The sequence below is a fragment of the Mycolicibacterium diernhoferi genome (assembly GCF_019456655.1).
Classification (GTDB): Bacteria; Actinomycetota; Actinomycetes; order Mycobacteriales; family Mycobacteriaceae; genus Mycobacterium; species Mycobacterium diernhoferi.
Genome location: NZ_CP080332.1, coordinates 3,782,014 through 3,807,900, shown reverse-complemented (window position 1 = coordinate 3,807,900; position 25,887 = coordinate 3,782,014). Strand labels below are relative to the sequence as shown.

19 protein-coding genes are annotated in these 25,887 nt (G+C 68.4%); 8 read left to right on the top strand and 11 right to left on the bottom strand.

Translation table 11 applies throughout. The features are described from left to right. Positions 1-86 precede the first annotated feature (86 nt). Positions 87-866: an enoyl-CoA hydratase/isomerase family protein gene (locus tag K0O62_RS18065; protein WP_073854025.1), complete on the top strand. Its 780-nt coding sequence runs from the start codon at positions 87-89 to the stop codon at positions 864-866. A gap of 6 nt (positions 867-872) precedes the next feature. On the opposite strand, the gene panB is transcribed toward K0O62_RS18065, so the two are convergent. Beyond that, complete coding sequence (panB, locus tag K0O62_RS18060) at positions 873-1,703, bottom strand: 3-methyl-2-oxobutanoate hydroxymethyltransferase (protein WP_073854027.1); 831 nt, start codon at positions 1,701-1,703, stop codon at positions 873-875. Positions 1,704-1,877: 174 nt separating this feature from the next. On the opposite strand from panB, the gene K0O62_RS18055 reads away from it, so the two are divergent. The 3 genes from K0O62_RS18055 (at position 1,878) to K0O62_RS18045 (ending at position 6,458) form a co-directional block, all read left to right on the top strand. Continuing rightward, positions 1,878-3,269, top strand: coding sequence for a WS/DGAT/MGAT family O-acyltransferase (locus K0O62_RS18055; RefSeq protein WP_073854409.1), 1,392 nt, complete (start codon positions 1,878-1,880; stop codon positions 3,267-3,269). Positions 3,270-3,310: 41 nt separating this feature from the next. Continuing rightward, positions 3,311-4,819, top strand: coding sequence for an alpha/beta hydrolase (locus tag K0O62_RS18050; RefSeq protein WP_205870734.1), 1,509 nt, complete (start codon positions 3,311-3,313; stop codon positions 4,817-4,819). A 91-nt stretch (positions 4,820-4,910) separates the two neighbouring features. Then, positions 4,911-6,458: an alpha/beta hydrolase gene (locus tag K0O62_RS18045; RefSeq protein ID WP_073854031.1), complete on the top strand. Its 1,548-nt coding sequence runs from the start codon at positions 4,911-4,913 to the stop codon at positions 6,456-6,458. Here K0O62_RS18045 and K0O62_RS18040 read toward each other — a convergent pair. Then, on the bottom strand, positions 6,428-7,642 hold the full coding sequence (locus K0O62_RS18040) for an ABC transporter permease (protein WP_073854033.1): 1,215 nt from the start codon (positions 7,640-7,642) through the stop codon (positions 6,428-6,430). The genes K0O62_RS18045 and K0O62_RS18040 overlap by 31 nt on opposite strands. Positions 7,643-7,728: 86 nt before the next feature. Between K0O62_RS18040 and glnA (K0O62_RS18035) the strand changes: the two genes are divergently transcribed. Then, positions 7,729-9,069, top strand: a complete 1,341-nt coding sequence (gene glnA / locus K0O62_RS18035; RefSeq protein WP_073854035.1) for a type I glutamate--ammonia ligase — start codon at positions 7,729-7,731, stop codon at positions 9,067-9,069. A 30-nt stretch (positions 9,070-9,099) separates the two neighbouring features. Continuing rightward, entirely contained in the window at positions 9,100-12,081 is a 2,982-nt protein-coding gene (locus tag K0O62_RS18030; RefSeq protein WP_073854037.1) for a bifunctional [glutamine synthetase] adenylyltransferase/[glutamine synthetase]-adenylyl-L-tyrosine phosphorylase, read from the top strand. Between the two features lie 9 nt (positions 12,082-12,090). Here K0O62_RS18030 and K0O62_RS18025 read toward each other — a convergent pair whose 3' ends face one another. After that, positions 12,091-16,890, bottom strand: a complete 4,800-nt coding sequence (locus K0O62_RS18025; protein WP_131817370.1) for a cadherin-like domain-containing protein — start codon at positions 16,888-16,890, stop codon at positions 12,091-12,093. A gap of 134 nt (positions 16,891-17,024) precedes the next feature. Here K0O62_RS18025 and K0O62_RS18020 point away from each other — a divergent pair, with 134 nt between their 5' ends. Next, positions 17,025-17,645 (top strand): PaaI family thioesterase, encoded by a 621-nt coding sequence (locus K0O62_RS18020; RefSeq protein WP_073854041.1) that lies wholly within the window; start codon positions 17,025-17,027, stop codon positions 17,643-17,645. A 1-nt stretch (position 17,646) separates the two neighbouring features. Here the strand turns inward: K0O62_RS18020 and K0O62_RS18015 are convergent, their stop codons facing one another. The 3 genes from K0O62_RS18015 to glnA (K0O62_RS18005) form a co-directional block, all read right to left on the bottom strand. Beyond that, on the bottom strand, positions 17,647-18,072 hold the full coding sequence (locus tag K0O62_RS18015; RefSeq protein ID WP_073854411.1) for a DoxX family protein: 426 nt from the start codon (positions 18,070-18,072) through the stop codon (positions 17,647-17,649). 31 nt (positions 18,073-18,103) lie between these two features. Then, a complete protein-coding gene (locus K0O62_RS18010; protein WP_073854043.1) occupies positions 18,104-18,535 on the bottom strand; it encodes a DoxX family protein in 432 nt (143 codons plus the stop codon). Positions 18,536-18,631: 96 nt separating this feature from the next. After that, the gene (gene glnA, locus K0O62_RS18005) at positions 18,632-20,068 is read right to left on the bottom strand and encodes a type I glutamate--ammonia ligase (protein WP_073854045.1); all 1,437 of its coding nucleotides are present in this window, start codon (positions 20,066-20,068) and stop codon (positions 18,632-18,634) included. A 129-nt stretch (positions 20,069-20,197) separates the two neighbouring features. Between glnA (K0O62_RS18005) and K0O62_RS18000 the strand changes: the two genes are divergently transcribed. Further along, on the top strand, positions 20,198-20,674 hold the full coding sequence (locus K0O62_RS18000) for an RDD family protein (RefSeq protein WP_073854047.1): 477 nt from the start codon (positions 20,198-20,200) through the stop codon (positions 20,672-20,674). Positions 20,675-20,685: 11 nt separating this feature from the next. On the opposite strand, the gene K0O62_RS17995 is transcribed toward K0O62_RS18000, so the two are convergent. The 5 genes from K0O62_RS17995 to K0O62_RS17975 all read right to left on the bottom strand — a co-directional run bounded on the left by K0O62_RS17995 (position 20,686) and on the right by K0O62_RS17975 (position 25,875). Next, positions 20,686-22,503 carry an amidohydrolase gene (locus K0O62_RS17995; RefSeq protein ID WP_079244292.1) on the bottom strand — a complete coding sequence of 606 codons (1,818 nt, stop codon included), beginning with the start codon at positions 22,501-22,503 and terminating at the stop codon, positions 20,686-20,688. 100 nt (positions 22,504-22,603) lie between these two features. Then, the gene (locus K0O62_RS17990; protein WP_073854049.1) at positions 22,604-23,353 is read right to left on the bottom strand and encodes a DUF4191 domain-containing protein; all 750 of its coding nucleotides are present in this window, start codon (positions 23,351-23,353) and stop codon (positions 22,604-22,606) included. A gap of 4 nt (positions 23,354-23,357) precedes the next feature. After that, positions 23,358-24,302, bottom strand: coding sequence for a lipoyl synthase (lipA, locus tag K0O62_RS17985; RefSeq protein WP_073854051.1), 945 nt, complete (start codon positions 24,300-24,302; stop codon positions 23,358-23,360). Continuing rightward, complete coding sequence (gene lipB / locus K0O62_RS17980) at positions 24,299-24,961, bottom strand: lipoyl(octanoyl) transferase LipB (protein ID WP_073854053.1); 663 nt, start codon at positions 24,959-24,961, stop codon at positions 24,299-24,301. The genes lipA and lipB overlap by 4 nt, the downstream gene beginning before the upstream one ends. 11 nt (positions 24,962-24,972) lie before the next feature. After that, positions 24,973-25,875 carry a TIGR01777 family oxidoreductase gene (locus K0O62_RS17975; protein WP_073854055.1) on the bottom strand — a complete coding sequence of 301 codons (903 nt, stop codon included), beginning with the start codon at positions 25,873-25,875 and terminating at the stop codon, positions 24,973-24,975. Between the last annotated feature and the right edge of the window lie 12 nt (positions 25,876-25,887).

Below are 25,887 nucleotides of genomic sequence, written 5' to 3'. Positions count from 1 at the left end.
GCGAGCGTTCAACCCGTCCGCCCGGAATCACCCGATCGGGGACCACGTGTTACACGATCGGACCTGGGCGTAATACCGTGTGCGCCATGACCGCATTCGAGACGTTGAAGTTCACCCGGGCAGGATCTGTCGTCGACATCGTGCTGGACCGGCCCGACGCCGCCAACGGGATGAACGCCGCGATGACGCGCGACCTCGCCGATGCGGCGGCGCTGTGCGACACCGCCGAGACCAAGGTGGTGACCCTGACCGGTGCCGGCCGGTTCTTCTGCGCGGGCGGCGACCTCAAGGCCATGGCGGCCGCCGAGGACCCGGGCGTCTTCGTCAAGGGCATCGCCAACGATCTGCACCGCGCCATGTCGACCTTCGCCCGGATGGACGCCGTCCTCATCACCGCGGTCAACGGGGTCGCGGCCGGCGCAGGCTTCTCCCTCGGCGTCGCCGGTGATCTCGTGCTGGCCGCCGAATCGGCATCGTTCACCATGGCCTACACCAAGGCCGGCCTGAGCCCGGACGGTGGCGCCTCCTACGTGCTGCCGCGGTTGATCGGGTTGCGCCGCACCCAGGAACTGATGATCACCAACCGGGTGCTCAAGGCCGCCCAGGCACTGGAGTGGGGCCTGGTGACCACGGTGGTCCCGGACGCCGAACTTCCGGCCAAGCTCGAGGAACTGGCCCGTGAAATCGCAACGGGCGCAAAGGGATCCAACTCCGCGGTCAAGCAGCTGCTGCTGAACAGCTACGGCGCGGACTACGAATCGCAGCTGGAACTCGAGGCGCGGTTCATCGCGGGGAACGCCGCGGGCGCCGACGGGAAAGAAGGCGTGGCGGCGTTCCTGGGCAAGCGTGCCCCGGAATTCGGCTGACCGGTCCTAGAAGGAGTGCTCGTCGGCGGGGAACACCCCGCCGGCGACCTCATCGGCGTACTGCCGTGCCGCACGCCCCAACTCGGCACCGATATCGGCGAACCGCTTGACGAACTTGGCGGTCTTGCCTGAGGTCAGACCGGCCATGTCCTGCCACACCAGCACCTGGGCGTCGCAGTTCGGGCCGGCGCCGATGCCGACGGTCGGGATGGTCAGCTTGCCGGTGATCTGGGTGGCCAGCTCGGCGGGCACCATCTCCAGCACCACCGCGACCGCGCCGGCCTCGGCGACCGCGATGGCGTCATGGATGGTCTGGTCGCCGGAGTCCCCGCGACCCTGCACCCGGTAACCGCCCAGCCCGTTCACGCTCTGGGGGGTGAACCCGATGTGGGCGATGACCGGGATACCGGCCTGGGTGAGTGCGGCGATCTGGGCGGCCACCCGCTCGCCGCCCTCCAGCTTGACCGCGTGCGCACCGGTCTCCTTCATGAACCGGGTCGCCGTCTCCAGCGCCTGGTCGGCGCTGCGTTCGTAGCTACCGAACGGCAGATCGGCGACCACGAGGGCGTGCGGGGCACCCCGGACCACGGCGCTGACCAGCGGGATCAGCTCATCGACGGTGACCCGCACGGTGGTGTCGTACCCGTACACCACGTTGGCGGCGGAGTCGCCGACGAGCAGCACCGGGATCCCGGCGTCGTCGAAGATGCGGGCAGTGGAGTAGTCGTACGCGGTGAGCATCGACCACTTGTGGCCTTCGGACTTCCACTTCTGGAGGTGGTGGGTGCGAACCTTCACCGGAGCTTTGGCGGCACCATAAACGGACTGTTCAGACATCTTCGTCCCTCGATATGTGGTTGTCGGGTTGATCCTCGAGGCCGCTACGGGTCCCCGGGTCATCTGACGCCGCCCAGTCTGCCACTCGACACCCCGCAGGTGAACGCCTGGTTGAGTGGATTTCCTCACATCGCGGTCGCGTCCACCTACCATCGGCACATGCAAAGGCGCTCTCTGCAACGGCTCAGTGGCCTCGACGCCAGCTTCCTCTACCTCGAAACCGCCTCTCAGCCGTTGCATGTCTGTTCGGTCCTGGAGCTCGACACCTCCACCATGCCCGGCGGTTACACATTCGACCGGCTACGCGACGCGCTGGCCATGCGGGTCAAGGCGATGCCCGAGTTCCGGGAGAAGCTGGCCGACAGTCGGCTGAACCTGGACCACCCGGTGTGGGTGGATGACCGCGATTTCGACGTCCAGCGCCACCTGCACCGGATCGGGCTGCCGTCCCCGGGCGGGCGCACCGAACTCTCCGAGATCTGCGGGCACATCGCCTCGCTGCCGCTGGACCGCAGCCGCCCGCTGTGGGAGATGTGGGTGATCGAGAACGTCGCGGGCACCGACGCGCACGCCGGCGGCCGGCTCGCAGTGCTGACCAAGGTGCACCACGCCGCCGTCGACGGGGTGACCGGTGCGAATCTGATGTCCACGCTGTGCAGCACCGAACCGGATGCGCCGCCCCCGGACCCGGTCGAGGGACCGGGGGATGCGTCCGAACTGGAGATCGCGATCAACGGTGCGGTCAAGTTCGTCACCCGGCCGCTGAAGCTGGTCAACATGCTGCCCTCGACGGTGTCGACGGTCCTCGACACGGCGCGCCGGGCCGCCAAGGGAATCTCCATGGCGGCGCCGTTCGCGGCGCCCAAGACGGTGTTCAACGCCAACGTGACCGGCCACCGCAACGTGGCGTTCGCCGAACTGGACCTCGCCGACATCAAGGCGGTCCGGGGCCACTTCGGTGTGAAGGTCAACGACGTGGTGCTGGCGCTGGTGTCCGGCGTGCTGCGGCGGTTCCTGCTCGACCGTGACGAACTGCCGGACTCGTCGCTGGTGGCGATGATCCCGGTGTCGGTACACGACAGGTCCGACCGGCCCGGCCGCAATCAGGTGTCCGGGATGTTCTCCACGCTCTACACCGACCTGGCCGACCCCGCGGAGCGCCTGATGGCCATCGCCTCGGCCAATTCGGTGGCCAAGCAACACAGTTCGGCGATCGGTGCGACGCTGCTGCAGGACTGGACGCAGTTCGCCGCGCCCGCGGTGTTCGGTGTGGCGATGCGGGTGTACGCCCGCAGCAACCTGTCGGCCGCGGCGCCGGTGCACAACCTGGTGGTGTCCAATGTGCCGGGCCCGCAGGTCCCGCTCTACATGCTCGGCAGCGAGGTGAAGGCGATGTACCCGCTGGGCCCGATCTTTCACGGCTCCGGGCTCAACATCACCGTCATGTCGTTGAACGGCAAACTCGACGTCGGCCTCATCTCATGCCCGGAACTGCTGCCTGACCTGTGGGAGATGGCCGACGACTTCAGCGTCGAACTGGCCGAGTTACTCGCCGCATGTAGGTAGCCTCACCTGCCCCGATGTCGCGCATGGCAGCATGGTCAGCCATGAACCTCAAGCGCGGGGGCCTCGCGGCCGCCATGGCGCTGCTCCTGGTCTCCGGATGCAGCAACGTCGTCGACGGCCGTGCCGTGCTGTCCGCACCCCGGCCCGGTACGCCGGTGCAGTGGGCGCCGTGCGAGGCCGGCGCGGGGGAGTCCCGGATGCCGATGGGCGCCGAGTGTGGCCTGTTGTCGGTGCCGGTCGACTACGCCAACCCGGACGGTGAGGTCGCGCAGATCGCGATGATCCGGATCAAGGCCACCGGCGAGAAGATCGGATCGTTGTTCATCAACCCGGGCGGCCCCGGCGAATCGGGGGTCAAGGCCGCGGTCAACCTGGTCGGCACGATGCCGCAGTCGGTGCGCGAACGCTTCGATCTGGTCGGATTCGACCCGCGCGGCGTCGGTGGGTCCAAGCCCGCGCTGTGGTGCAACTCCGACGAGGACAACGACCGGCTGCGTGCCGACCCGACGGTCGAGTACACCGAGGAGGGCGTCGAGCACATCGAGTCCGAGACTCAGGCGTTCATCGACCGGTGCGTGGAGAAGATGGGCGAGGAGTTCCTGGCCAACGTCGGAACGGTAAGCGTGGCAAAGGATCTCGACGCCATGCGGGAGGCGGTCGGCGACGAGAAGTTGACCTACCTGGGCTACTCCTATGGCACCCGGATCGGTGCCACCTACGCCGAAATGTTCGGCGACAAGGTGCGCGCGATGATCCTGGACGGCGCGGTGGACCCCAACGCCGATCCGGTCGAGGCCGATCTGCGTCAGGCGGCGGCCTTCCAGACCGCCTTCGACGACTACGCCGCGGACTGCGCCAAGGAGCCGGACTGCCCGCTGGGCACCGACCCCACCAAGGCCACCGACGTGTACAAGGACCTGGTCTACCCGTTGGTCGACAACCCGGCGCCGACGGCCGACCCGCGCGGCCTGGGCTACAGCGACGCGATCGTCGGAACCATCCTGCCGCTCTACTCGCCGAACCTGTGGCGTCACCTGACCGACGGGCTCAGGGAACTGCGCGGCGGCCGCGGCGACACCATGCTGGCGTTGGCCGACCTGTACATGGGCCGGGATGCCAACGGCCACTACAACAATTCCACCGACGTGCGGGTGGCCGTCAACTGCGTCGACGAACCGCCCATCACCGACCGGGCCACCGTCGTGGAGCAGGACCGCCGTGCCCGTGAGGTGGCGCCCTTCCTGAGCTACGGCGAGTTCACCGGCATGGCGCCGATGGGCACCTGCTCGTTCTGGCCGGTGCCGCCCACCTCGGAACCCCATGAGCTGCACGTGCCCGGGCTGCCGCCGACGTTGGTGGTCTCCACCACCAACGACCCGGCCACCCCGTACCAGGCCGGCGTGGACCTCGCCGAGCAGCTCGGCGGCACGCTGCTCACCTACGTGGGCACCCAGCACACCGTGGTGTTCCAGGGCAACCAGTGTGTCGACGACATCTCGGCCAAGTACGTGATCGACGGGATCCTCCCGCCGGAGGGCACCCGGTGCTGACCCGCGGCGGGTCACGGTTGGGTCTCCGTCCGGTATCCGGGGTGTCTCTGCGCTGATTCGTCGACCGGGTCGGGTGGTCGGTCATGCGAGCATGATCGCCATGGGGCTGGCCGGCAAATTCTCTGTAGTGCTGCTGGCCCTGTTCACCGCGGCCGGCGTGGCCGGCGCACCCGCGCACGCCGAACCGCCGGCAGCGCTGTACGGGCAGCCACCGGTCTGGGGTGACTGTGCCCAGTTCCTCGGCGACGCACCGGTGATCACCACGGCGCAGTGCACCACGGTGCCGGTGCCGATCGACTGGTCCGGTATCACCGGTCCCGAGGCAGCCGATCCCGAAGGCGCACAAGCACAATTGGCGGTGATCCGGGTACCCGCCTCCGGGCAGCGGATCGGGACACTGATGGTCAACCCGGGCGGCCCGGGAGCCTCGGCGGTCGACACCGTCGCCTCGATGGGCACCGCGCTGGCCGAGACCGAGATCGGGCGCCGGTTCGATCTGGTGGGCTTCGACCCGCGCGGTGTCGGCTACTCGACGCCACAGGTGCGCTGCCGCAGCGACGCCGAGTTCGACGCCTACCGCCGCGAACCGCTGGCCGACTACAGCCCGGGCGGGGTCGCCCACATCGAAGAGGTCTTCGCGACCTTCGCCACGTCCTGCCTGGACCGGATGGGCCCGCAGTTCCTGGCCAATCTGGGCACCGCGTCGACCGCGCAGGACATGGATGTGGTGCGCGCGGCGCTCGGTGACGAGCAGCTGAGCTATCTCGGTTTCTCCTACGGCACCGAACTCGGCACCGCCTACGCCGCGCGCTACCCGCACCGGGTCCGGGCCATGGTGCTCGACGGCGCGCTGGACCCGGATTCCGACCCGATCAGCGAAAGCGTCCGGCAACTCGCCGGATTCCAGCGGGCCTTCGAGGATTACGCCGCCGACTGCGCCCAATCGGCGGGCTGCCCGCTGGGCACCGACCCCAGCCAGTTCGTGGCGCGCTATCACCAGCTCATCGATCCGCTGGTGCAGCGGCCGGCGGCCACCTCCGATCCGCGTGGGCTCGGCTACGCCGACGCGATCACCGGCACCGCGCACGCGCTCTACAGCAAGCGGCACTGGCCGTACCTGACCAGCGGGCTGCTCGGACTGCAACGCGGCACCGATCCCGGTGATCTGCTGATGCTGGCCGATCAGTACCACCGCCGTGACGCGGCCGGGCACTACCGCGGTCAGCAGGACGCATTCACCGCGATCCGCTGCGTGGACTCGACCTACCCGAGAGATCCGGCTGCGTGGGTCGATGCCGACCTGCGTACCCGTGCCGCCGCACCGTTCATGGAGTACGGCACGTTCACCGGCTATGCGCCGCGCGACATCTGCGCGATGTGGCCGGTGCCGTCCACCTCGGCGCCCGGGCCGGCGGTCTCACCGGGACCCGGCAAGGTGATCGTGGTGTCGACGACCCGCGACCCGGCCACGCCGTATGAGGCCGGGGTGGAACTGGCCCGTCAGCTCGAGGCCCCGCTGGTCACCTTCGAGGGCACTCAGCACACCGTGGTGTTCAACGGGGACGCCTGCGTGGACACCACCGTGCTGGCCTTCCTGACCGATCTCGTTCAGCCGCCCGCGGGACTGCGCTGTACCTGAGGGGTGTAGCTCACCATCTCCCGGGACAGCAGGGCCCGCACCCGGGGCTCGCGACTGCACGCCACCGCGAACACCGTCAGCAACACCCAGCTGGTCAGCGCGCTGGCCAGCACCAGTGCGAACGCCGCCCAATCCCCGCCCAGCAGCGCGTCGGCCGCGTACTGCCGTGACCACAGCCGCCAGTAGATCATCAGGTTGACCGTCAGCCCGACGCCGTAGGACAGCGCGAACGAGAACAGGAACGGTTTCCAGGTGCCGTCGTGCAGGCGGGCCGAAATGGGTTCGTGCCGAAGTGGATAGAGCACCGACAGCACATTGCCCACGCCCAGCCAGATGAACACCATCGTCACCAGCTGATCGATCATGGCGACCGGGTTGCCGTCCCCGGTGGCGGTGAGCAGGCCGATCACCGGCAGCCCCGCCCCGATCACCAGCACCGCGATGGTGATGTTCTTGACGACCAGGACGCGCCAGATCCGTTCGCCCGCAGCCAATGCGCCGCGCACCCGCTCGGCCTCGAAGCACAGGGCGTTGGTACAGACCACGCTGCCGACGACGGCCGCGAACAGGTACAGCGTGAGCCGGCCGGCGTCGTAGGTGGCCAGGCCGAAGAAGTGGTAGAAACCCACCAACGCCAGGCTGATCCCCAGCGTGATGGCGGTGCGGACCAGGATCGCGCGCGGCTTGTCGCCGACGATGTGGCGCAGTTCCGCAGCCACCCGGCGGCCGAGGTCGGGCAGCAGCGGCCGGGCGCTGCGTACCAGCGCCGCGCGGGTCGGTTCGGGAGTCACCTGCCGGGCCACCGCCACCTGTATCACCGCTTCGGCGACCGCGGCGCGGGCCAGCCCGACGGCCACCACGACATCGGCCGCCGCCTGTTCGGGTGTCGGATCCAGGTCGCGGGTCGCGCGGACGCCGCGGGCGTGCTCGGCCGCCCGGTCCAACCACTGCTTCGATGCGCCCGCCGCGCCGACGTCGGCACCGACGGCATGGCCGAGTTCGATGCGGGCCCGGCGGGCCTGCTCGGCCAGGGCGGTGTCATCGCCCCACTCGGCGGCCGCGGCGGCCGCCTCGGCGCCTCGCAACGCGCCGGCCAGGGCCCGCAACTCGTGGATTGCGGACAGTGAATGCGCCTGCGCGTCGTGCGCGTGGCCCTCGGATCCGGTCGGGTCGGCAGTTCCCATCACCGCATCACCCAACCACGTCCAGGTCGGCGCAACCGCGACGCGTGTGTAACACAGATTTAACAGCCGGTACCTAGGCTTCCAGCATGGACCGCCAGAAGGAATTTGTGCTGCGCACGCTGGAGGAACGCGATATCCGCTTCGTCCGGTTGTGGTTCACCGACGTGCTCGGCTATCTCAAGTCGGTGGCGATCGCGCCCGCAGAACTCGAAGGAGCCTTCGAGGAGGGCATCGGTTTCGATGGTTCGTCCATCGAGGGCTTCGCCCGGGTGTCCGAATCCGATACGGTCGCCCGTCCCGATCCGTCCACTTTCCAGGTGCTGCCCTGGACCGACGGCAGCGGCCAGCACTATTCGGCGCGGATGTTCTGCGACATCACCATGCCCGACGGCTCGCCATCCTGGGCCGACTCCCGGCATGTGCTGCGTCGCCAACTGGCCAAGGCCAGTGACCTCGGCTTCTCCTGCTACGTGCACCCCGAGATCGAGTTCTTCCTGCTCAAGCCCGGCCCCACCGACGGGACTGTGCCGGTGCCCGCCGACAACGGCGGTTACTTCGACCAGGCCGTGCACGATTCGGCGCCCAACTTCCGCCGGCATGCCATCGACGCGCTGGAGCAGATGGGCATCTCGGTGGAGTTCAGCCACCACGAGGGTGCGCCCGGTCAGCAGGAGATCGACCTGCGCTACGCCGACGCGCTGTCGATGGCCGACAACGTGATGACCTTCCGGTACGTCGTCAAGGAGGTCGCACTGGCCGACGGCGTGCGGGCCTCGTTCATGCCCAAGCCGTTCAGTGAGTACCCGGGCTCGGCCATGCACACCCACATGAGCCTGTTCGAAGGCGACACCAACGCCTTCCACAGCCCGGACGATCCGCTGCAGCTCTCGGACGTCGCCAAGTCGTTCATCGCGGGCATCCTGGAGCACGCCAGCGAGATCAGCGCCGTCACCAACCAGTGGGTGAACTCCTACAAGCGGCTGGTGCACGGCGGCGAGGCACCGACGGCCGCGTCCTGGGGCGCGGCCAACCGCTCCGCGCTGGTCCGGGTGCCGATGTACACCCCGCACAAGGCGTCCTCGCGGCGCGTCGAGGTGCGCAGCCCCGACTCGGCCTGCAACCCGTACCTGGCCTTCGCGGTGCTGCTGGCCGCGGGTTTGCGGGGCATCGAAAAGAACTATCAGCTGGCACCCGAGGCCGAGGACAACGTCTGGACCCTCACCCCCGAGGAACGCCGGGCGATGGGGTACCAGGAACTGCCGTCCTCGCTCGGGATGGCGCTGGGTGAGATGGAGAACTCCGAGCTCGTCGCGGAAGCGTTGGGGGAGCACGTGTTCGACTACTTCCTGCGCAACAAGCGGGCCGAGTGGGAGGACTACCGCAGCACCGTCACCCCGTTCGAGCTGAAGCACTACCTCTCGCTCTAGTCCGCACCCGTCCCGGGTAACGTCGTCAACGTGGCCAAACCCGCGACGCAGCGACCCAAACTGCCCGGCGTGGGACGGCTCGGCCTGGTCGAACTGACCGCGCGAGACGACCTGGACCGGCTCGGGTGGAACACCGACGACTACGTCGAACTGCTGTGGTCGCTGTCCAGGGCGCCCGACGCCGACGCCGCGCTGAAGGCATTGGTGCGCCTCGCCGACGAACTCGGTCCGGACTGGGCCGAACTCAACCAGGCGTTGCTGACCGACAAGGCGTTGCGCGGGCGGCTCTTCTCGGTGCTGGGCGGTTCGTTGGCCCTCGGTGACCACTTGGCGGCCCGCCCGCAGTCGTGGCGGTTGTTGACCGGCCCGGCGACCCTGCCCGGTGTCGACGAGTTACGCCGGACCTTCGTCGCCGAGGCCGAGAAGGCCACCGAGAATGCGACGGACACCCGATCGGCGTGCCTGGGATTGCAGGCCCTGTATCGGGACCACCTGCTGGTGCTGGCCGGGCTCGACCTGGCTCCGACCGTCGAGAACGAACCGGTGCTGCAGTTCAGCACCGTCGGTGCGCACCTGTCGGATCTCGCCGATGCGGCGCTGGCGGCGGCACTGACGGTGGCTGTGCAGAGAGTGTGTGGCGAGGACACCCTGGCGCCGGTCATCTCGGTGATCGCGATGGGTAAATGCGGCGCCCGCGAACTCAATTACGTCAGCGACGTGGATGTCATCTTCGTGGTCGACGACGCCTCCCCGGACAGCCTGTCGGTCAGCACCCGGGTGGCGGGGGAGATGATGCGCTTCGCGGGGGACGCATTCTTCGAGGTGGACGCGGCACTGCGGCCGGAGGGCAAGCGCGGCCAGTTGGTGCGCACGCTGGAATCGCACGTGGCGTACTACGAGCGGTGGGCCAAGACCTGGGAATTCCAGGCGCTGCTGAAGGCGCGGCCGGCCGCCGGCGATCCCGAACTCGGCGCCCGCTACATCGAGGCGCTGATGCCGATGGTCTGGACCGCTTGTGAGCGTGAAGATTTCGTCGTCGAGGTGCAGGCCATGCGCCGCCGGGTCGAGGAACTGGTGCCGGCCGGGGTGCGGGACCGCGAGATCAAGCTGGGCACCGGCGGGTTGCGCGACGTCGAATTCGCGGTGCAGCTCCTGCAGTTGGTGCACGGCCGCAACGACGACTCGCTGCACGTGGCCTCCACCGTGGACGCGCTGGCCGCGCTGAGTGCCGCTGGATACGTCGGCCGTGACGACGCCGCGAACCTGACCGCATCGTATGAGTTCCTGCGTCTGCTGGAGCACCGGCTGCAGTTGCAGCGACTCAAGCGCACCCACATGCTGCCCGAGCCCGACGACGACGAGGGGATGCGCTGGCTGGCCCGCGCAGCGCACATGCGGCCCGACGGTCAGCACGACGCCCTCGGGGTGCTGCGTCAGGAACTCAAGCGCCAGAGCATGCGGGTGTCCCGGCTGCACGCGAAGCTCTTCTACCAGCCGCTGCTGGAATCGGTCGGCAAGCAGGGCTTCGACGCGATGAGCACCGAAGCGGCCGAACGCCAGTTGGCCGCGTTGGGCTATGAGGGCCCACAGAGCGCGCTGACGCATCTGGCCGCATTGACCGGGGAGGGTGGCCGTCGCGGTCAGGTACAGAAGATCCTGCTGCCCACCCTGCTGGACTGGCTCTCCGATACCCCCGATCCCGATGCCGGGTTGCTGGCCTACCGGCGGATCAGCGAGGAGTTGGGCGACCTGCGCTGGTATCTGGCCACGTTGCGGGACGAGGGCGCCGTCGCCAAACGGCTGATGCGGGTGCTGGGCACCTCGGCCTACGTGCCGGATCTGCTGATGCGCGCACCCGATGTGATCCAGCTGTACGCCGACGGTCCGCAGGGCCCGAAGCTGGTGGAGGTGGACCCCGATACGGTGGGCCGCGCTTTGGTGGCATCCGCAGGCCGCCACCAGGATCCGGCCCGGGCGATCGCCGCCGGCCGCACGTTGCGGCGCCGCGAACTGGCCCGGGTCGCCTCGGCGGACCTGCTGGGCATGATGGAGGTGACCGACGTGTGCAGCGCGCTGACCTCCATCTGGGTGGCGGTGCTGCAGGCCGCCCTGGACGTGGTGACGCGGGACAGGGCACTCAAGGGTGGTCCGCCGGCCCGTATCGCGGTGATCGGGATGGGCCGCCTCGGTGGTGGCGAACTCGGTTACGGGTCCGATGCCGATGTGATGTTCGTGTGCGAGCCGAATCCCGGTGTGGAAGAGACGGTCGCGGTGAAGTGGGCGACCACGGTCGCCGAGCAGGTGCGCGCTCTGCTCGGTACGCCCAGCGCCGACCCGCCGCTGGAGGTGGATATCGGGCTGCGTCCGGAGGGCCGCAACGGGCCGTTGGTGCGGACGTTGTCCTCGTATGAGGCCTATTACGCGCAGTGGGCGCAGCCTTGGGAGATCCAGGCGCTGCTGCGGGCGCACCGGGTGGCCGGCGACGTCGACCTCGGTGAGCGGTTCCTGCTGATGATCGACAAGACCCGCTATCCCGCGGGTGGGGTGTCCGCCGAAGCGGTGCAGGAGATCCGGCGGGTGAAGGCCCGGGTGGATGCCGAACGGTTGCCGCGCGGCGCGGACCCCAATACGCACACCAAGCTGGGCCGTGGCGGGCTGGCCGATGTCGAGTGGACCGTGCAGTTGTTGCAGTTGCGGTACGGGCACGAAATCCCGGCGCTGCACAACACGTCGACGTTGCAGACGCTGGACGCGATCGGCGCCGCCGAGCTGCTCGCCGAGGGGGATGTGGCGCAGTTGCGTGACGCCTGGCTGACCGCCACCCGGGCCCGCAACGCGCTGGTGCTGGTCCGGGGCAAGCCCACCGACCAACTGCCCGGGCCGGGACGGCAACTCAATGCCGTTGCCGCCGCGGCGGGTTGGCCCGGCGGGGATGGCGGGGAGTTCCTGGACAACTACCTACGCGTGACGCGCCGGGCGAAAGCCGTGGTGCGCAACGTATTCGGGGGATAGCGCGCCGGTCTAGGTGAGCCGGTTGTCGCGCATACCGACCGAGTCGAACGCGGCCTTGATGGCGCCGATCTGGCTGTCGGTGAACCCGTTGGCCCGGGCCGCGCTGATGATCGCGTACCGGGCGTCGACGAACTTCGCCGTCGAGGGCAGTCGGTACAGCGAGTCGTAGAACACCCGCGCCCACTGCTCCCCGGACAACTCGTTCTTGGTGGCTTCCATCATCGTGTAGGCGGCGAAGTTCACGATGCCGCTGTTGCTGTGCACATAGTCGAAGTCGTCGTTGGGGTTGCAGCCACAGTTGTCGACGTAGCGCCCGTCGTAATGCTCGGGCTGACGGTAATCCGACGGATCCTCCATGTTGCGGAACGGGTTTCCGGAGGCGTCCTCGGCGAACAGCCAGCGGGCCGCACCGGTCTTGTTCTCGATCAGCGCGCCCATGATGTCGGAGTAGGACTCGTTCAGGGCTCCCGACTCGCCGAGATAGGCAAGGCCGTTGACGTACTGGATGACGGCATGGGTGTATTCGTGCGCCACCAGATCCAGTGCGGCCTGGGTATTCCCGGCATCGCCGAACACCAGCACCGAGCCGGACCAGGCCGCGTTGCGCCAGCCGCCCGCCGAACTTCCCCCGGGGTTGTAGTCGATGCTCATCACCACATGGGCGTGGTTGTCGTCGAAGGAATCCCGGCCCAGCACCGTGGAGTAGTAGTCGTAGACCCGAATCATGTTGGCCTGGGCGGATACCGCAGACCTCAGCCAGCTCGTCGTGTAACCCACCGCGGTGCCCGGGATGCTGGGCAGCCCGGACCACGAGCTCTGGTACGTCGTCGCGAACGTGCTGATGTTGCGCACCGCGTCGGTCAGCACGATCGAAGTGCCGGTGTTGGCGGCGGTGACGGTCCGCACCTTGCCCAGTTGATCCGTGCCGGAGGACCTTACCGGTGCCAGAGCGTGCTGGGCGGTAGAGAACTCGTTGATGATGGTGCCCGGCTTGGCGCCGTTGGCGGCGATGAAATAACGGGTGCCCACCGATGGGTAGATGCTGTCTGCCGCCGAGGTGACGACCACCCGCCAGGCCAGCTGGGGCGGATTGTTCAGATCCTCGTTGTAGATCACTAGTTCGGTGTCGAAGCTCAGCGTCGCGAGGAACGCGTCCTTGGTCGCCTGGCTGGGGCGGCCACCGAAGTCGGACAGCAGATCCGCCTTGACCAGGTCGATCACCTTGGATGCCCGGTCGACCGTGCCGACGGGGACGATGCTGACGCTGGTGACGGCCGGGTCATAGCCGCTGATCAGGCTGGTGACCGTGCCGCTGCTGTCGGTGGTCAGCACCACCTCGCTGCCCATCACCCGCAGGCCGTTGACCGTCGGGCGCAACCGGTAGTACACGGAGCCGAAGGCATTGGTGGACATCGTGATATCCGCGGCGTCGGCGAACCCGGCGGGGATGCCCAGGTGAGTGGACATCCGGTTCAACAGGGCCGCAGCCGAGGCCGCGTCGGTCACGGTGTCGACGGTGAAGGTGCCGTCGATCGCCCGCACCTTGCCGTTCGGGTTCTTGGCGATGTCGACGTAGCCGCTCAGTGCCAGGTTCTTCAGCTCGGCGAGGGTCAGGGTGCCGTCGACGTCGGGGTGTACCGCGGCGATCGGAATGCTGACGTCGACCGGGATCCCGTCCTGGCTGTCGAGGGCCGACACCGTGAACGTCAACTGGTCCTCGCCCGGGGTGAAGTACGCCCGGTAACGCGCCGCCGCGGTGGGGGTGAAGATGAACTCACCGGTGGCCCCGTCGATGCTCAGCACACCGGCGGTGGGGGTGGCCGAGGCCAGCAGATAACTCAGCGGGGACGCGTCGGTGACGTGGACCTGGCCGGTGACGACCCCGGTGACCGCGTGCACGGAATAGGCGACCGCGCCGAGCACGGGCAGGTCATTGCCGGGTGTCGAGGCCGCGACGCTGACGGCCACGGTCAGCGTCCGTGTCCCGCCGTGCCCGTCGTCGACGGTCACCTGAAACGAATCGGTGCCTGCGCCGGCGGCGCGGGCCTGCGCGGTGGGGGTGTAGGCGAAGGTGCCGTCGGCGTTGACCACCACCGAACCACGCGACGGTGGAGTCGTGGTGAACGTCAACGCATCCCGGTCGGCGTCGGTGACGGTGAGCGTCCCGGTGACCCGGCCGGTGTCGGCGTCGGTTCTCAGCCCGGCGAGGGTGGGGGCGGTGGGTGCGGTGTTGCGCGGGCCGATGGGCAGCGCGAGGGGCACCTCGACGACGCCGCCGTGCCCGTCGTCGACGGTGATGGTGAAGTGGGCGACCCGCACCGCGGCCGGGTCGGCGCTCGCGGCTGCGTGCCGGGCGGTGACGGTGGGGGTGAAGGTGAACTTGCCGTCCCCGCCGACCACGAGGGTGCCGGTCATGGTGGCGGTGGTGCCGTCGTAGAAGACGCGGTCCTTGTCGGCGTCGGTCGCCTTCACCGTGCCCGTGATCACGCCGGTGCTCGAATTGACTTTGCCGACAGTGAGTTTCACGGTCGGATCGATGTTGGACGGCACCACGGCGATGGTGATGGTCTGCTGGACCACGCCGCGGCGCCCGTCGTCGACGGTGATGGTCACGGTGTCGGTCAGCGCGGACAGTGGCGCGGTGTCCGCCGCCGCCTTGTGCCGGGCGGCCGCGGTGGGGGTGTAGGTGAAGGTCCCGTCGGCGCCGAAGGTGATGGTGCCCTTCGCCGGTTTGGTGAGCACGGTGATCTTCATGGGATCGCCGTCGCCGTCGGTGACGCCGATGGAACCGGTCACCCGACCGGTGACCGCGTCACCGGTGCCCGTCGGCGCGACCACCTCGGGGCGCAGATTGGGCGGCACCAGCGACACCACCCGCAGGGCACCGCCGGCGCGGTCGGTGACGTAGAGCTCCATGCCGTCCGGGCTCGCGGCGAGCGCCCCGGCGCTGCTGCCGGTGTTCAGCGTGTTCAGCAGCGAGCGGGTCGCGGTGTCGTAGCTCAGCACAGCGCCGTCGGCGGAGGTCAGGAACAGCAGGGTGCCGTCCTTGTTCACGGTGCCCGCGGTGACCGCCGTGGGGACGGTGAACTGGCCGGTCACCGCGCCGGTGGCGGTGCGGACCGTGATGTCGGTGCCACCGGTGACGGTGTACACCGACGCGGCGTCCCTGCTCACCGCCAGCACCGACGAACCCGCGGTTCCTGCAATGAGTTTCGCGGAGTTCGTCCAGGACGAGGTGGTGTGGACGGCGATGCCGTTCGGTGTCGTCACGTACACCCGTTTGCCGTTCGGGCTGACGGTCACCGAGGTGGCGCCGGTGGTGTTGCCGATCCACCCGGTGATGCGGTTGGTGGAGGTGCTCAGCTTGGCCATCTTGCCCGAGGCGTTGCCGATGTACACCGTCGAACCGGACGGGGTGATCGCCAAGGTCGTCGGTGTGAAGCTGAGCGTGATCTGGCGTTTCACGGTGTTGGTGGCGGTGTCGATGACCGAGATCGAGCGGTCGTCGGCGTTGGCCACGTACGCGGCCTTACCGTCGGCCTTGACCACGACGGAGATCGGATTGCTGCCCACCGGGATGGTCGTGAGCACCGTGCCGTCGAGGGTGTTGACCACCGTCACCGTGCCGGTACTCGAATCGACCACGTACGCACGGTTGTTGGTGGCGGCGACCGCGGTCGGGTTGCCGAGGGCCACCGGGTTGAGCAGGTGGATGGGCGTCGGGCTGATCGGGATGGCCACCGCGGTGGTGACTTTGGCGGTCTTGCCGTCGGACACGGTCAGGGTGAACACCGCGTCGGGGACCGGCCCGAGCCAGGCCCGGATGCGTTGTGCGGCAGTGGGGGTGTAGGTGAACGCGCCGGCGGAGGTGAAGGTCAGGGTGCCTTCGGCGGGCCGGGTGAGCAGGGCGTAGGTGAGTTTGGCGCCCTCGGGATCGGTGGCCACGACGCGTCCGGTGACCGCGCCGGTGGTCGGGTCGGGCTCGCCGAGAACGGGTTCGCCGATGATGGGCTGCGCGTTGGCAGGAGTGGCGGCGGCTGTGGCCGCGATGGCCATGGCGGCCGGCGCGGATGCCGCGGTGACGGCCGGGGTGGGGTCGAGTTGGCGCCGGGCGGCGGCCAGCATCACCCACAGGCCGGGGAACTCGACGGGCGCACCGGGCCTGCTGCCGTGAAACGGTGCGGTCAGAGCCGACAGCAGGGTGTTGACGACCTTCGCCGGGGTGGGCAGCGTCGGTTTCGGAACAGCCTGGGGGACAGCGGTGCTCAGTGCGGACGCCGATGTGGAGGCGGTGACCACCGGGGCTGCGGTGGTGTCCGACGGCTCAGGTGTGGGGGCGCGCTGGATCATCGCTGCGGGCTGCGCGGCGTCATCGGGCCGCGTTGTCCGCGATGCCGCCGGCGCCGCCGCGGTCCGTGCGCCGGATCGAGCGGTGATGGCGGTGCGCGGCTTCTTCTTCGGGGCGATCGTCCGGGCCGGGGCGGGGCCGGCCGCGGCCACCTCGGCGGCGTCTTCGAGGCTGGTGTCCGGCCCGGCCGTGCCCGGCGCGGTGGTGCTCGGGTCGGGCTCGGGATCTGAGGGCCCGGTGGTCGATTCGTCGCCGGCCGTTTCGGTGCCGGCCGAATCGGATGGACCGGATGTGCTGTCGGACTGGCTGGTCCCGGTGCCGGACGTGTCTGGATCGGCCCACGCTGTCGGTGCGGTCACCACGACTCCGGAACCGACGCCCAACCCGATTCCGAGAGCCACCGCGAGCGCGCCGACGCGGCCCACGTGGCGCGCGTCGCCCGCTGTGATCGAGTCCTTCACGACCGATGCCTCCGTCTCGACGCCGGCCGAGTCGGGGCAGCGGCGGCTTTGCTGGAAGTACACCATAGAAGTGCCTGCGACCGTCGGCGATGGGTGCGTTCACGTGTGGCGCCGCCGCCTGATAGAACCAGAAGATGTTCACCGAGATCAGCGCCGACGAACACGACCGTCAACTGGAGTTGCACGGACCGTTGACGGCGGCGGTGCGCCGGCTGGTCGAGGCCGGCATCAGCACCGGGGCGGACAGCGAGACCATCCGGCAGGCGCAGCTCGCCGTGGAGGCGATCGCCGAGACGCTGGAGCAGCAGCGCCACGACGGGCCGCGGACCATGCGTCACGCCGTCACCGGGCGGCCGGTGGTCCTGGCCGATCCGGTGATCGGGGTACGCAACGCGATCGCGCCTCCGTTGACCGTGCAGCACACCGAGTCAGGCCGGTGCTGGACCGAATTCACCCTGGGAGCTCCTTACGAGGGGCCGCCCGGACGGGTGCACGGCGGCATCTGCGCGCTGGTGCTCGACCACATCCTCGGCGAGGTGGCCAGCGACGGACTGCGCCAGCCGCGGTTCACCGGCACGCTGACGCTGAAATACCTGCGCGCCACCCCGCTGGGGCGGCTGCGTGCCGAGGCCTGGGTGGAACGCATCGAAGGCATCAAAGCCTTTGCGCGCGGCCAGATCCTGGACGATGAGGGGGTGACGGTGGAAGCCGAGGGGATCTTCATCGCGCCCGCGTGGGCGCGGGAAGCCGGCTGAGTCAGACCGCCGGCGCGGCCGACTTGCGCCGGATCACGTTGTCCAGGGCGATGGCGCCGCCGCCGGTGAACACCAGGAGCAGGAACCCGAAGCAGAACAGCACGGAGGGTTCGCCGCCGTTGTCGATGGGCCAGAACGCCTTCGGGAAGTGGGCGCTGAAGAACGCGTAGGCCATCTCGCCGGAGGCGATGAACGCCGCGATGCGGGTGAACAACCCGGTCAGGATCAGCAGTCCCAGGACCACTTCGAGGACGCCCGCATACCAGTACGGCCAGGTGCCGGCAGCGACGGTGCCGCTGGACGTGGCGCTGGGAAAACCGAACAACTTCTGGGTGCCGTGCAGGGTGAACAGGAGTCCGAACACGATCCGGAAAACCGAGAGCACAACGGGGGCGTACTTGGTGAGCTTGGTGTCGAGATCTGTCATGGCCATGCCCAATGGTAGGACCACGGTCCGTTTATTGACCAGCCTCCGGTGTCCGGGAGCGCAGTCGGTCCAGTGAATAGGGCCCCGGGCCGGCGAAGACCAGCAGCAAGAACCCGAAACAGAACAGGATCGGGCTCAACCCGCCGTTGCCGCCGTACTCCGGCGGGACGATGGGCCACAGGCCCAGCGGCTGATGCTGCCAGAAGTAGGCCACGGCCATCGATCCGGAGGCGACGAAAGCCGCTGCGCGGGTGAACAACCCGACCATGATGAGCAGGCCGGCGACCAGTTCGATCAGACCCGCGTACCAGCCGGGCCAGCCGCCGAGCGGCTGCGCCATCGCGATGGGCCAGCCGAACATCTTCGAGGTGCCGAACGCGGTGAACAGGAATCCGAACACGAGGCGGAACAGGCTCAGCACCGTCGGTGCGAGCGCGTCCAGGCGGGCGGACATGTTGATCATGGTCTTCGACCATACCCATTGAAAAGGAAACAAAGGAGGCCCCCGGCGAACCGGGGGCCTCCAAAGAACGACGAGTGTGCGCTCGGCTGTGCCGACTTACACGTCGTAGTAGAGCGAGAACTCGTACGGGTGAGGACGGATCTGGATCGGCATGATCTCGTTCTCCCGCTTGTAGGAGATCCAGGTCTCGATCAGATCCTCGGTGAACACGCCACCCTCGGTGAGGTACTCGTGATCCTCTTCGAGGCGGTCGATCACCGCGGCCAGCGAGGTCGGGGCCTGCGGGATGTTGGCGGCCTCGTCCGGCGGCAGCTCGTAGAGGTCCTTGTCGACCGGAGCGAGCGGCTCGATCTTCTTCTTGATGCCGTCGATACCGGCCATCAGCATGGCCGCGAACGCCAGGTACGGGTTGCCCGAGCTGTCCGGGCAACGGAACTCGAGGCGCTTGGCCTTCGGGTTGTTGCCGGTGATCGGGATACGGACACAGGCCGACCGGTTGCGCTGGCTGTACACCAGGTTGATCGGGGCCTCGTAGCCCGGCACCAGACGCTTGTAGGAGTTCACCGTCGGGTTGGTGAACGCCAGCAGCGACGGGGCGTGGTGCAGGATGCCGCCGATGTAGTGGCGGGCGATGTCGGACAGGCCCGCGTAGCCGGACTCGTCGTGGAACAGCGGCTTGCCGTCCTTCCACAGCGACTGGTGGGCGTGCATACCCGAACCGTTGTCGCCGAACAGCGGCTTCGGCATGAAGGTGACGGTCTTGCCGTTCGCCCACGCGGTGTTCTTGATGATGTACTTGAACAGCAGCACATCGTCGGCCGCGGCCAGCAGCGTGTTGAACTTGTAGTTGATCTCGGCCTGGCCGGCGGTGCCCACCTCATGGTGGCCGCGCTCCAGCGTGAACCCGGCATTGGTCAGGTTGGTGGCCATCTCGTCGCGCAGGTCCACATAGTGGTCGTACGGCGCGACGGGGAAGTAGCCACCCTTGGGGCGGACCTTGTAGCCACGGTTGGGGGAGCCGTCGGCCTCGTAGGGCTCGCCGCTGTTCCACCAGCCGGACTCGGAGTCCACCTCGTAGAAGGTGCCGTTCATCTTCGAGTCGAAGCTCACCGAGTCGAAGATGTAGAACTCGGCCTCGGCACCGAAGTAGCAGGTGTCGGCGATGCCGGTGCTGACGAGGTAGTTCTCCGCCTTGCGTGCCACGTTGCGCGGGTCGCGCGAGTACGCCTCGCGGGTGAACGGGTCATGCACGAAGAAGTTCAGGTTCAGCGTCTTGGCCGCCCGGAACGGATCGATGCGCGCCGTGTCGGGATCGGGCAGCAGCATCATGTCCGACTCGTGGATCGACTGGAAGCCGCGAACAGAGGAGCCGTCGAAGGCGAGTCCGTCCTCGAACACGCTCTCGTCGAACGCCGATGCCGGGATCGAGAAGTGCTGGACAACACCGGGCAGATCGCAGAACCGAATGTCGACGTATTCGACGTTCTCGTCCTTGATCAGCTTGAAGATGTCATCGGAGGTCTTTTCTGCCACTACGAATTCTCCTTTTCTGGTGACCCGCGCGTTGACGCTAGGGACACGATGTTGCACGGTCATCAACCGGATGTTGCGTGGAAGTTACGCGTCGAAGTCACGCGGAGGCCCCCGCTCTATGCTGGCTGCATGGCCCGTGAACTCTCATCCTGGTTGTCTGGACCGGAACCTTCAAGCTCGGGCGCGCCGGGGGAGCCGCCGAACGAGTATCCGGGCCACCGGTTGGGATTTCCTCAGTACGGGCCGGGGTCGATCGCCGGATTCGGGCGACGGACCGTCGCGCTGCTGGTCGACTGGCTGATCTCCTACGGTCTGGCCGCGCTCGGGATGAGCCTGGGCCTGCTGTCCCTGCAGGCCATGTCCACCGCGGTGCTGGTCATCTGGTTGGTGCTGGGGGTGGTCTCGGTGCGGTTGTTCGGGTTCACGCCCGGTCAGGCGGCGCTCGGGCTGATGGTGGTGTCGGTCGATAATCGCCGGCATGTGGGGGTGGGCCGGGCAGCCGCCCGCGGTCTGCTGACCGCGCTGGTGATCCCGGCGCTGTTCACCGACAGTGACCAGCGTGGCCTGCACGATCTCGCGACCAAGACCGCCGTTGTGAGGCGATAGTCACACGCCTGTCACACCTCGTGGCGGATGCGCCCGTTCATCATCGTCATGGTGACCGTGGTGCTGTGGATGTCGTGCGGGTCGATCTCCAGGATGTTGCGGTCCAGGACGATCAGATCGGCGAGTTTGCCTACCTCCAGTGAGCCCACCTTGTCCTCCATCCGGAGCTGATAGGCCGCACCCAGGGTGTTGGCGTGCACCGCCTCGGCGACGGTCAGCTTCTGATCGGCCGGAGCCAGCACCGGCGCGTCCGGCTCGCCGATCAGCTGCCGGGTGGCACCGATCTGGACGGAATCCAGCGGCTTGTAGGTGGAGAAGTAGCCCGCGGCGGGCCAATCGGTGCCCATCGAGATTCGACCGCCGGACTGCAACACCTTCTGTGGTCGGAAGAAGTTGTCCTTGCGCGGCGACCCGTAGCGGGCGCCCATGTTCTGCACGGTGTCCGGATCTGCCGACATCCAGTTGGCGGAGAACTGGGCGATGACGCCGAGTTCGGCGAACCGCGCGCTGTCCGGGTCCTCGACGTAGACGAGGTGCGCGACGGTGTGCCGGCGGTCACGTGTGGGATTCGCGGCGATGGCGCGCTCGATGGAATCGAGCCCGACGCGCGCGGCCCGCTCCCCGCAGGCATGGATGTGCACATCGAAACCCGCGGCGTCGACCTGCGCGACGAGCTGGTGCCACTGCTCCTCGGTGAACGGCGATGCGCCGATCGAATCGGGTTTGTCCGCGTACGGCTCCAGCAGCCAGCCCGTGTAGCCCTCCTGGGTCCCGTCGCCGATGATCTTCACGACGTTGACCTCGACCAGTTCGGAGGAGACCCGGCTCCGGATGTCGGTGAGCTGCTGCACCGCGTTGTCCACCGGCGCCGACTTCACCATGTAGGAGGCGACCACCCGGAACGGCAGGGCGCCCCGCTTCTCGATATCGGTGTACTTGGCGATCAACGCGCCCTGATCGCTTCCCACCGGCGGCACACCCGCGTCGAAGATCGACGTGATACCCGCCTCGGAGGCCTTCGGCAACCAGGCCTCCAGCAGCGTGGCCATGGTGTCCGCAGAGACCGGCTCGACGGCGTTGACGACCCCGAGCAGCGCTTCCACTTCCAGAATCCAGCCGGTGGGCTCGCCGTCCACGTCGCGTATGTAGTAGCTGAATCCCGGAATCGGATCCGGGGTGTCACGCGTCACCCCGGCCATCTCCAGCGCCTTGCTGTTGGCCCACAGGCTGTGTCCGTCGATGGCGAAGAAGAATGCCGGCCGATCGGGCACGATGCGGTCGAGGTCGGCCCGGTTCGGTCCTTCGGGGCCGAACATGTCCACCCGCCAGCCGAAGCCACGGACCACTCCGGTCGGGTTGTCCTTCGCGTAACGCTCGATGGCGGCCAGTGCATCGGCACCGGTAGGCAGCTGCAGGTCGACGCCGGTGCTGAGGAACCCGCCCAGGAAAGGATGGATGTGGCCCTCGACGAATCCGGGCATCAGCAGCCGACCGTTCAGGTCGACCACGCGGGTGTCCGGGCCGGCGAGCTCCATCGCCCCGGCCTCGTCGCCGACGTAGGTGATGGTGTTGCCGGTGACGGCCAGCGCTTGTACCCAGGGCTCAGGACCCGCGACGGTGTAGATCGCGCCGTTGCGGAAGACGAAGTCGGGGTCGGACCCCGATCCGGTGGCCGGCCCGGTCGCAGGCGCCCGATCCGGATCGGTGGAACATGCTGTCATCGCCGTCACCGCAGTCGCCGTCGCCGCGATCGTGACAGCGCGCAGCACCGTCCGACGGTTCGGCTTCAGTGCGGCGAAGTGCGGGGCCCAGTCACACGCGGTGCACATGCGCCCGCCTCAATGTCATTGGGCCATCTAAGCAACCGGGCAGCGCCGGCGAGGGCGACTCGCCGAAAGTATTTACGTTCGCGACTATTTACGGCTGCGATTACTTACGGCGCACGGTGCGCTGCACGCCCCGCATCTTCGCGCCGTTGGGCATCGGGCCCTTCGGCATGGCGGCTGGACCCAGCTTCGAACCCAGCGCCACCAGACGCGACTCCAGTGCGTCCATCTGCTTGACGGTGATGTTGGCGGGCAACTTGTTGAGGTGGCGCTCCAGCTTGGCCAGCGGCACCTCACCCTCGCCGTTGCCGACCACGATGTCGTAGATCGGGACATCGCCGACCAGCCGTGCGGTGCGCTTCTTCTCCTGGGCCAGCAGCGGTTTCACACGTGAGGGTGTGCCCTCGCCCACCAGCAGCACGCCGGGCCGGCCGATCACCCGGTGCACCGCGTCGAAGTGTCCGGTCGCCGCGACGCCGGGCGTGACGCGCCACTTGCCGCGCAGGTTGTCCAGCGCCCAGGCTGCCGCGCCGGTCTGACCCTCGGCCTTCTTGTACACCGACTTCTGCGCGCGACGGCCGAAGATGATGAACGCGACCAACGCACCGAGGATGACGCCGAGCGGGATCATGAGGTACTTGGTGAAGCCGCCGGCGAAGATGCCCAGCGCCACCGAGGCCCCGACGATCAGTATGAACGCCCCGACCATGTACGGCAGCAGGCGCTTGTCTTCTTTGCGTTGAATCTGGAATGCCTGCCACAGCTGGCTGCGCCGCTGCTTGGACGCCGCCTTGCGGGCAGCCTTAGCCTCGGCTTTGGCTGCCTTGGTCTGGGCGGGAGTACGTTTCGCCATCAGATCAGGATACGGGTGGAGTCGCGGCTGTCCGAACCCGTGCCGCCTGCTCGTAGAGACGGCCCGCGCGGTAGGACGAACGCACCAGTGGTCCGGCCAGCACACCGGCGAAACCGAGGCCCTCGGCGAACGTCGTGAACTCGACGAATTCATCCGGGTGCACCCAGCGGTCCACCGGATGGTGGCGCGGTGACGGACGCAGGTACTGGGTGATGGTGACGATGTCACAGCCGGCCTCGTGCAGGTCGGTCAGCGCGGTGCGCACCTCGTCGGGAGTCTCACCCATACCCAGGATGAGATTGCTCTTCGTCACCAGCCCGAAGTCGCGGGCCGCGGTGATGACATCGAGGCTGCGCTGGTACCGGAACGCGGGCCGGATCCGCTTGAAGATGCGCGGCACGGTCTCCACGTTGTGCGCGAACACCTCCGGCCGTGACTCGAACACTTCGGCGAGCTGTTCGGGGACCGCGTTGAAGTCCGGGGCCAGCAGCTCGACGCCGGTGTTCGGGTTGAGCGCGTGGATCTGGCGGACCGTCTCCGCGTACAGCCAGGCGCCGCCGTCGGGCAGATCGTCGCGGGCGACACCGGTGACCGTGGAATACCGCAGACCCATCGCCTGCACGCTCTCGGCGACCCGGCGCGGTTCGTCACGGTCGAGCTCGGCGGGCTTGCCGGTGTCGATCTGGCAGAAGTCGCAGCGCCGGGTGCACTGCTCGCCGCCGATGAGGAAGGTGGCCTCGCGGTCCTCCCAGCATTCGTAGATGTTGGGGCAGCCGGCCTCTTCGCAGACGGTGTGCAGACCCTCGCGGCGGACCAGGCTCTTCAGCTCGGTGTACTCCGGGCCGGTGCGCAGCTTGGTCTTGATCCACGGCGGCTTGCGCTCGATCGGAGTCTCGGCATTGCGCACCTCGAGGCGCAGGAGCTTACGGCCTTCGGGTACGACGCTCACTCCGACGATGCTACTCGGATACGTCCGGCCAGCGCGTCGGAGACGGCATCGACCACCGCGGCGGTGACATCTTGCACTGCAACGTGGCGGCCCAGTTCAGCGGTCAGCGAGGTGACCCCGGCGTCGGTGATGCCGCACGGGATGATGCCGCCGAAGGCGCCCAGGTCGCAGTCGCAGTTCAGCGAGAAGCCGTGCAGTGTCACCCCGCGTGCCACCCGGATGCCGATCGCAGCGACCTTTCGGGGCGGAGAGCCCGGTACCCACACCCCGGATCGGCCCTCGACGCGACCCGCCTCCACCCCGAGGCCCGCGCACACCGAGATGAGTGCTTCCTCAAGGCGCCGAACGAAATTCACCACATCGAGCGGCTCGGTCAGCCCGATGATCGGATAGCCGACCAGCTGACCCGGCCCGTGCCAGGTGATCTTGCCGCCGCGGTCGGTGTCCACCACGGGGGTCCCGTCGGTGGGGCGTTCGTGCGCCTCGGTGCGCTTGCCGGCGGTGTAGACGGGCGGGTGTTCGAGCAGCAGCAAAGTGTCCGGGCCGCCGGCCACCCGCCGTTCGGCGATCTCACGCTGCAGCTGCCAGGCCTCGCGGTAGTCGACCGTGCCGAGCAGGTTGACCTGCAGGGGCGCCGACGAAGACCGGATGGAATCCATGAGAGCCAACGCTACGCCGGGGGAGCACCGGCGGTGGCATAGGCAAGCGCCTCACCGACGGTCTTGTGCCGGAACCCGAAGCCGGCCCGCTCGAGTGCGGCCGGGATGGCGCGCTGCCCGCTCAGCAGGCCGTCGTCGGCGAACTCCCCGACGACCGCGCGCAATGCGAACCCCGGCACGCTCATCGGGGTGGGGCGTTTGAGCGTACGGCCGAACGCGGCGGTGAACTCGGCGTTGGTGACCGGTGCCGGTCCGGTCAGGTTGACCGGACCGGACAGATCGTCCCGGTCGATGAGGAACTCGATCGCACGGATCTGGTCGTCGAGGCTGATCCACGGGAAATACTGCCGGCCATCGCCGAGCCGGGCCCCCAGGCCCAGCCCGAAGATCGGGCGCAACCGGCTGAGCATCCCGCCACCGGGCGACAACACGAGTCCGGTGCGCAGCAGCACCACCCGCGCGCCACCCTGGGCTGCCGTCGCGGTGGCAGCCTCCCAGTCCGTGCACAGCTGTGCCAGGAAACCTGTTCCGTGCGAAGCGGTTTCGTCGACCACGCGGTCGCGGGTGTCGCCGTAGTACCCGACGGCGCTCGCGTTGAGCAGGACCGGCACGCCGGCGTCGGCGACCGCGGCGGCGAGCACCTCGGTGGGGCCGATCCTGCTGTCGCGCAGGCTCTGCTTGAACGCGCCGGACCACCGCTTGGACCCGACACCGACACCGCACAGATTCACCACGGCGTCGACCCCGGTCAGCTCATCGACGTCGAACTCGCCGGTGTCCGGATTCCAGAACACCTCGTCGGCGGACGACGGGCGGCGGCGCACGATGCGGATCACCCGGTGATCGGCGGTGCGTAACGCCGTCGTCAGTGCCGAACCGATCAGGCCCGAGGAACCCGCGATCGCGACGACCATCCCCGCCACCGG

Excerpts from the sequence above, each read along its gene's own strand:
- K0O62_RS18000 (WP_073854047.1), top strand. The coding sequence starts at position 20,198 with ATGGCCCGTGAACTCTCATCCTGGTTGTCTGGACCGGAACCTTCAAGC.
- K0O62_RS17990 (WP_073854049.1), bottom strand. The coding sequence starts at position 23,353 with ATGGCGAAACGTACTCCCGCCCAGACCAAGGCAGCCAAAGCCGAGGCT.
- K0O62_RS18020 (WP_073854041.1), top strand. The coding sequence starts at position 17,025 with ATGTTCACCGAGATCAGCGCCGACGAACACGACCGTCAACTGGAGTTG.
- K0O62_RS18045 (WP_073854031.1), top strand. The coding sequence starts at position 4,911 with ATGATCGCCATGGGGCTGGCCGGCAAATTCTCTGTAGTGCTGCTGGCC.
- glnA (WP_073854035.1), top strand. The coding sequence starts at position 7,729 with ATGGACCGCCAGAAGGAATTTGTGCTGCGCACGCTGGAGGAACGCGAT.
- lipB (WP_073854053.1), bottom strand. The coding sequence starts at position 24,961 with ATGGATTCCATCCGGTCTTCGTCGGCGCCCCTGCAGGTCAACCTGCTC.
- K0O62_RS18040 (WP_073854033.1), bottom strand. The coding sequence starts at position 7,642 with ATGGGAACTGCCGACCCGACCGGATCCGAGGGCCACGCGCACGACGCG.
- K0O62_RS18015 (WP_073854411.1), bottom strand. The coding sequence starts at position 18,072 with ATGACAGATCTCGACACCAAGCTCACCAAGTACGCCCCCGTTGTGCTC.
- K0O62_RS17995 (WP_079244292.1), bottom strand. The coding sequence starts at position 22,503 with ATGTGCACCGCGTGTGACTGGGCCCCGCACTTCGCCGCACTGAAGCCG.
- panB (WP_073854027.1), bottom strand. The coding sequence starts at position 1,703 with ATGTCTGAACAGTCCGTTTATGGTGCCGCCAAAGCTCCGGTGAAGGTT.
- K0O62_RS18065 (WP_073854025.1), top strand. The coding sequence starts at position 87 with ATGACCGCATTCGAGACGTTGAAGTTCACCCGGGCAGGATCTGTCGTC.
- K0O62_RS17975 (WP_073854055.1), bottom strand. The coding sequence starts at position 25,875 with ATGGTCGTCGCGATCGCGGGTTCCTCGGGCCTGATCGGTTCGGCACTG.
- K0O62_RS18050 (WP_205870734.1), top strand. The coding sequence starts at position 3,311 with ATGAACCTCAAGCGCGGGGGCCTCGCGGCCGCCATGGCGCTGCTCCTG.
- K0O62_RS18010 (WP_073854043.1), bottom strand. The coding sequence starts at position 18,535 with ATGATCAACATGTCCGCCCGCCTGGACGCGCTCGCACCGACGGTGCTG.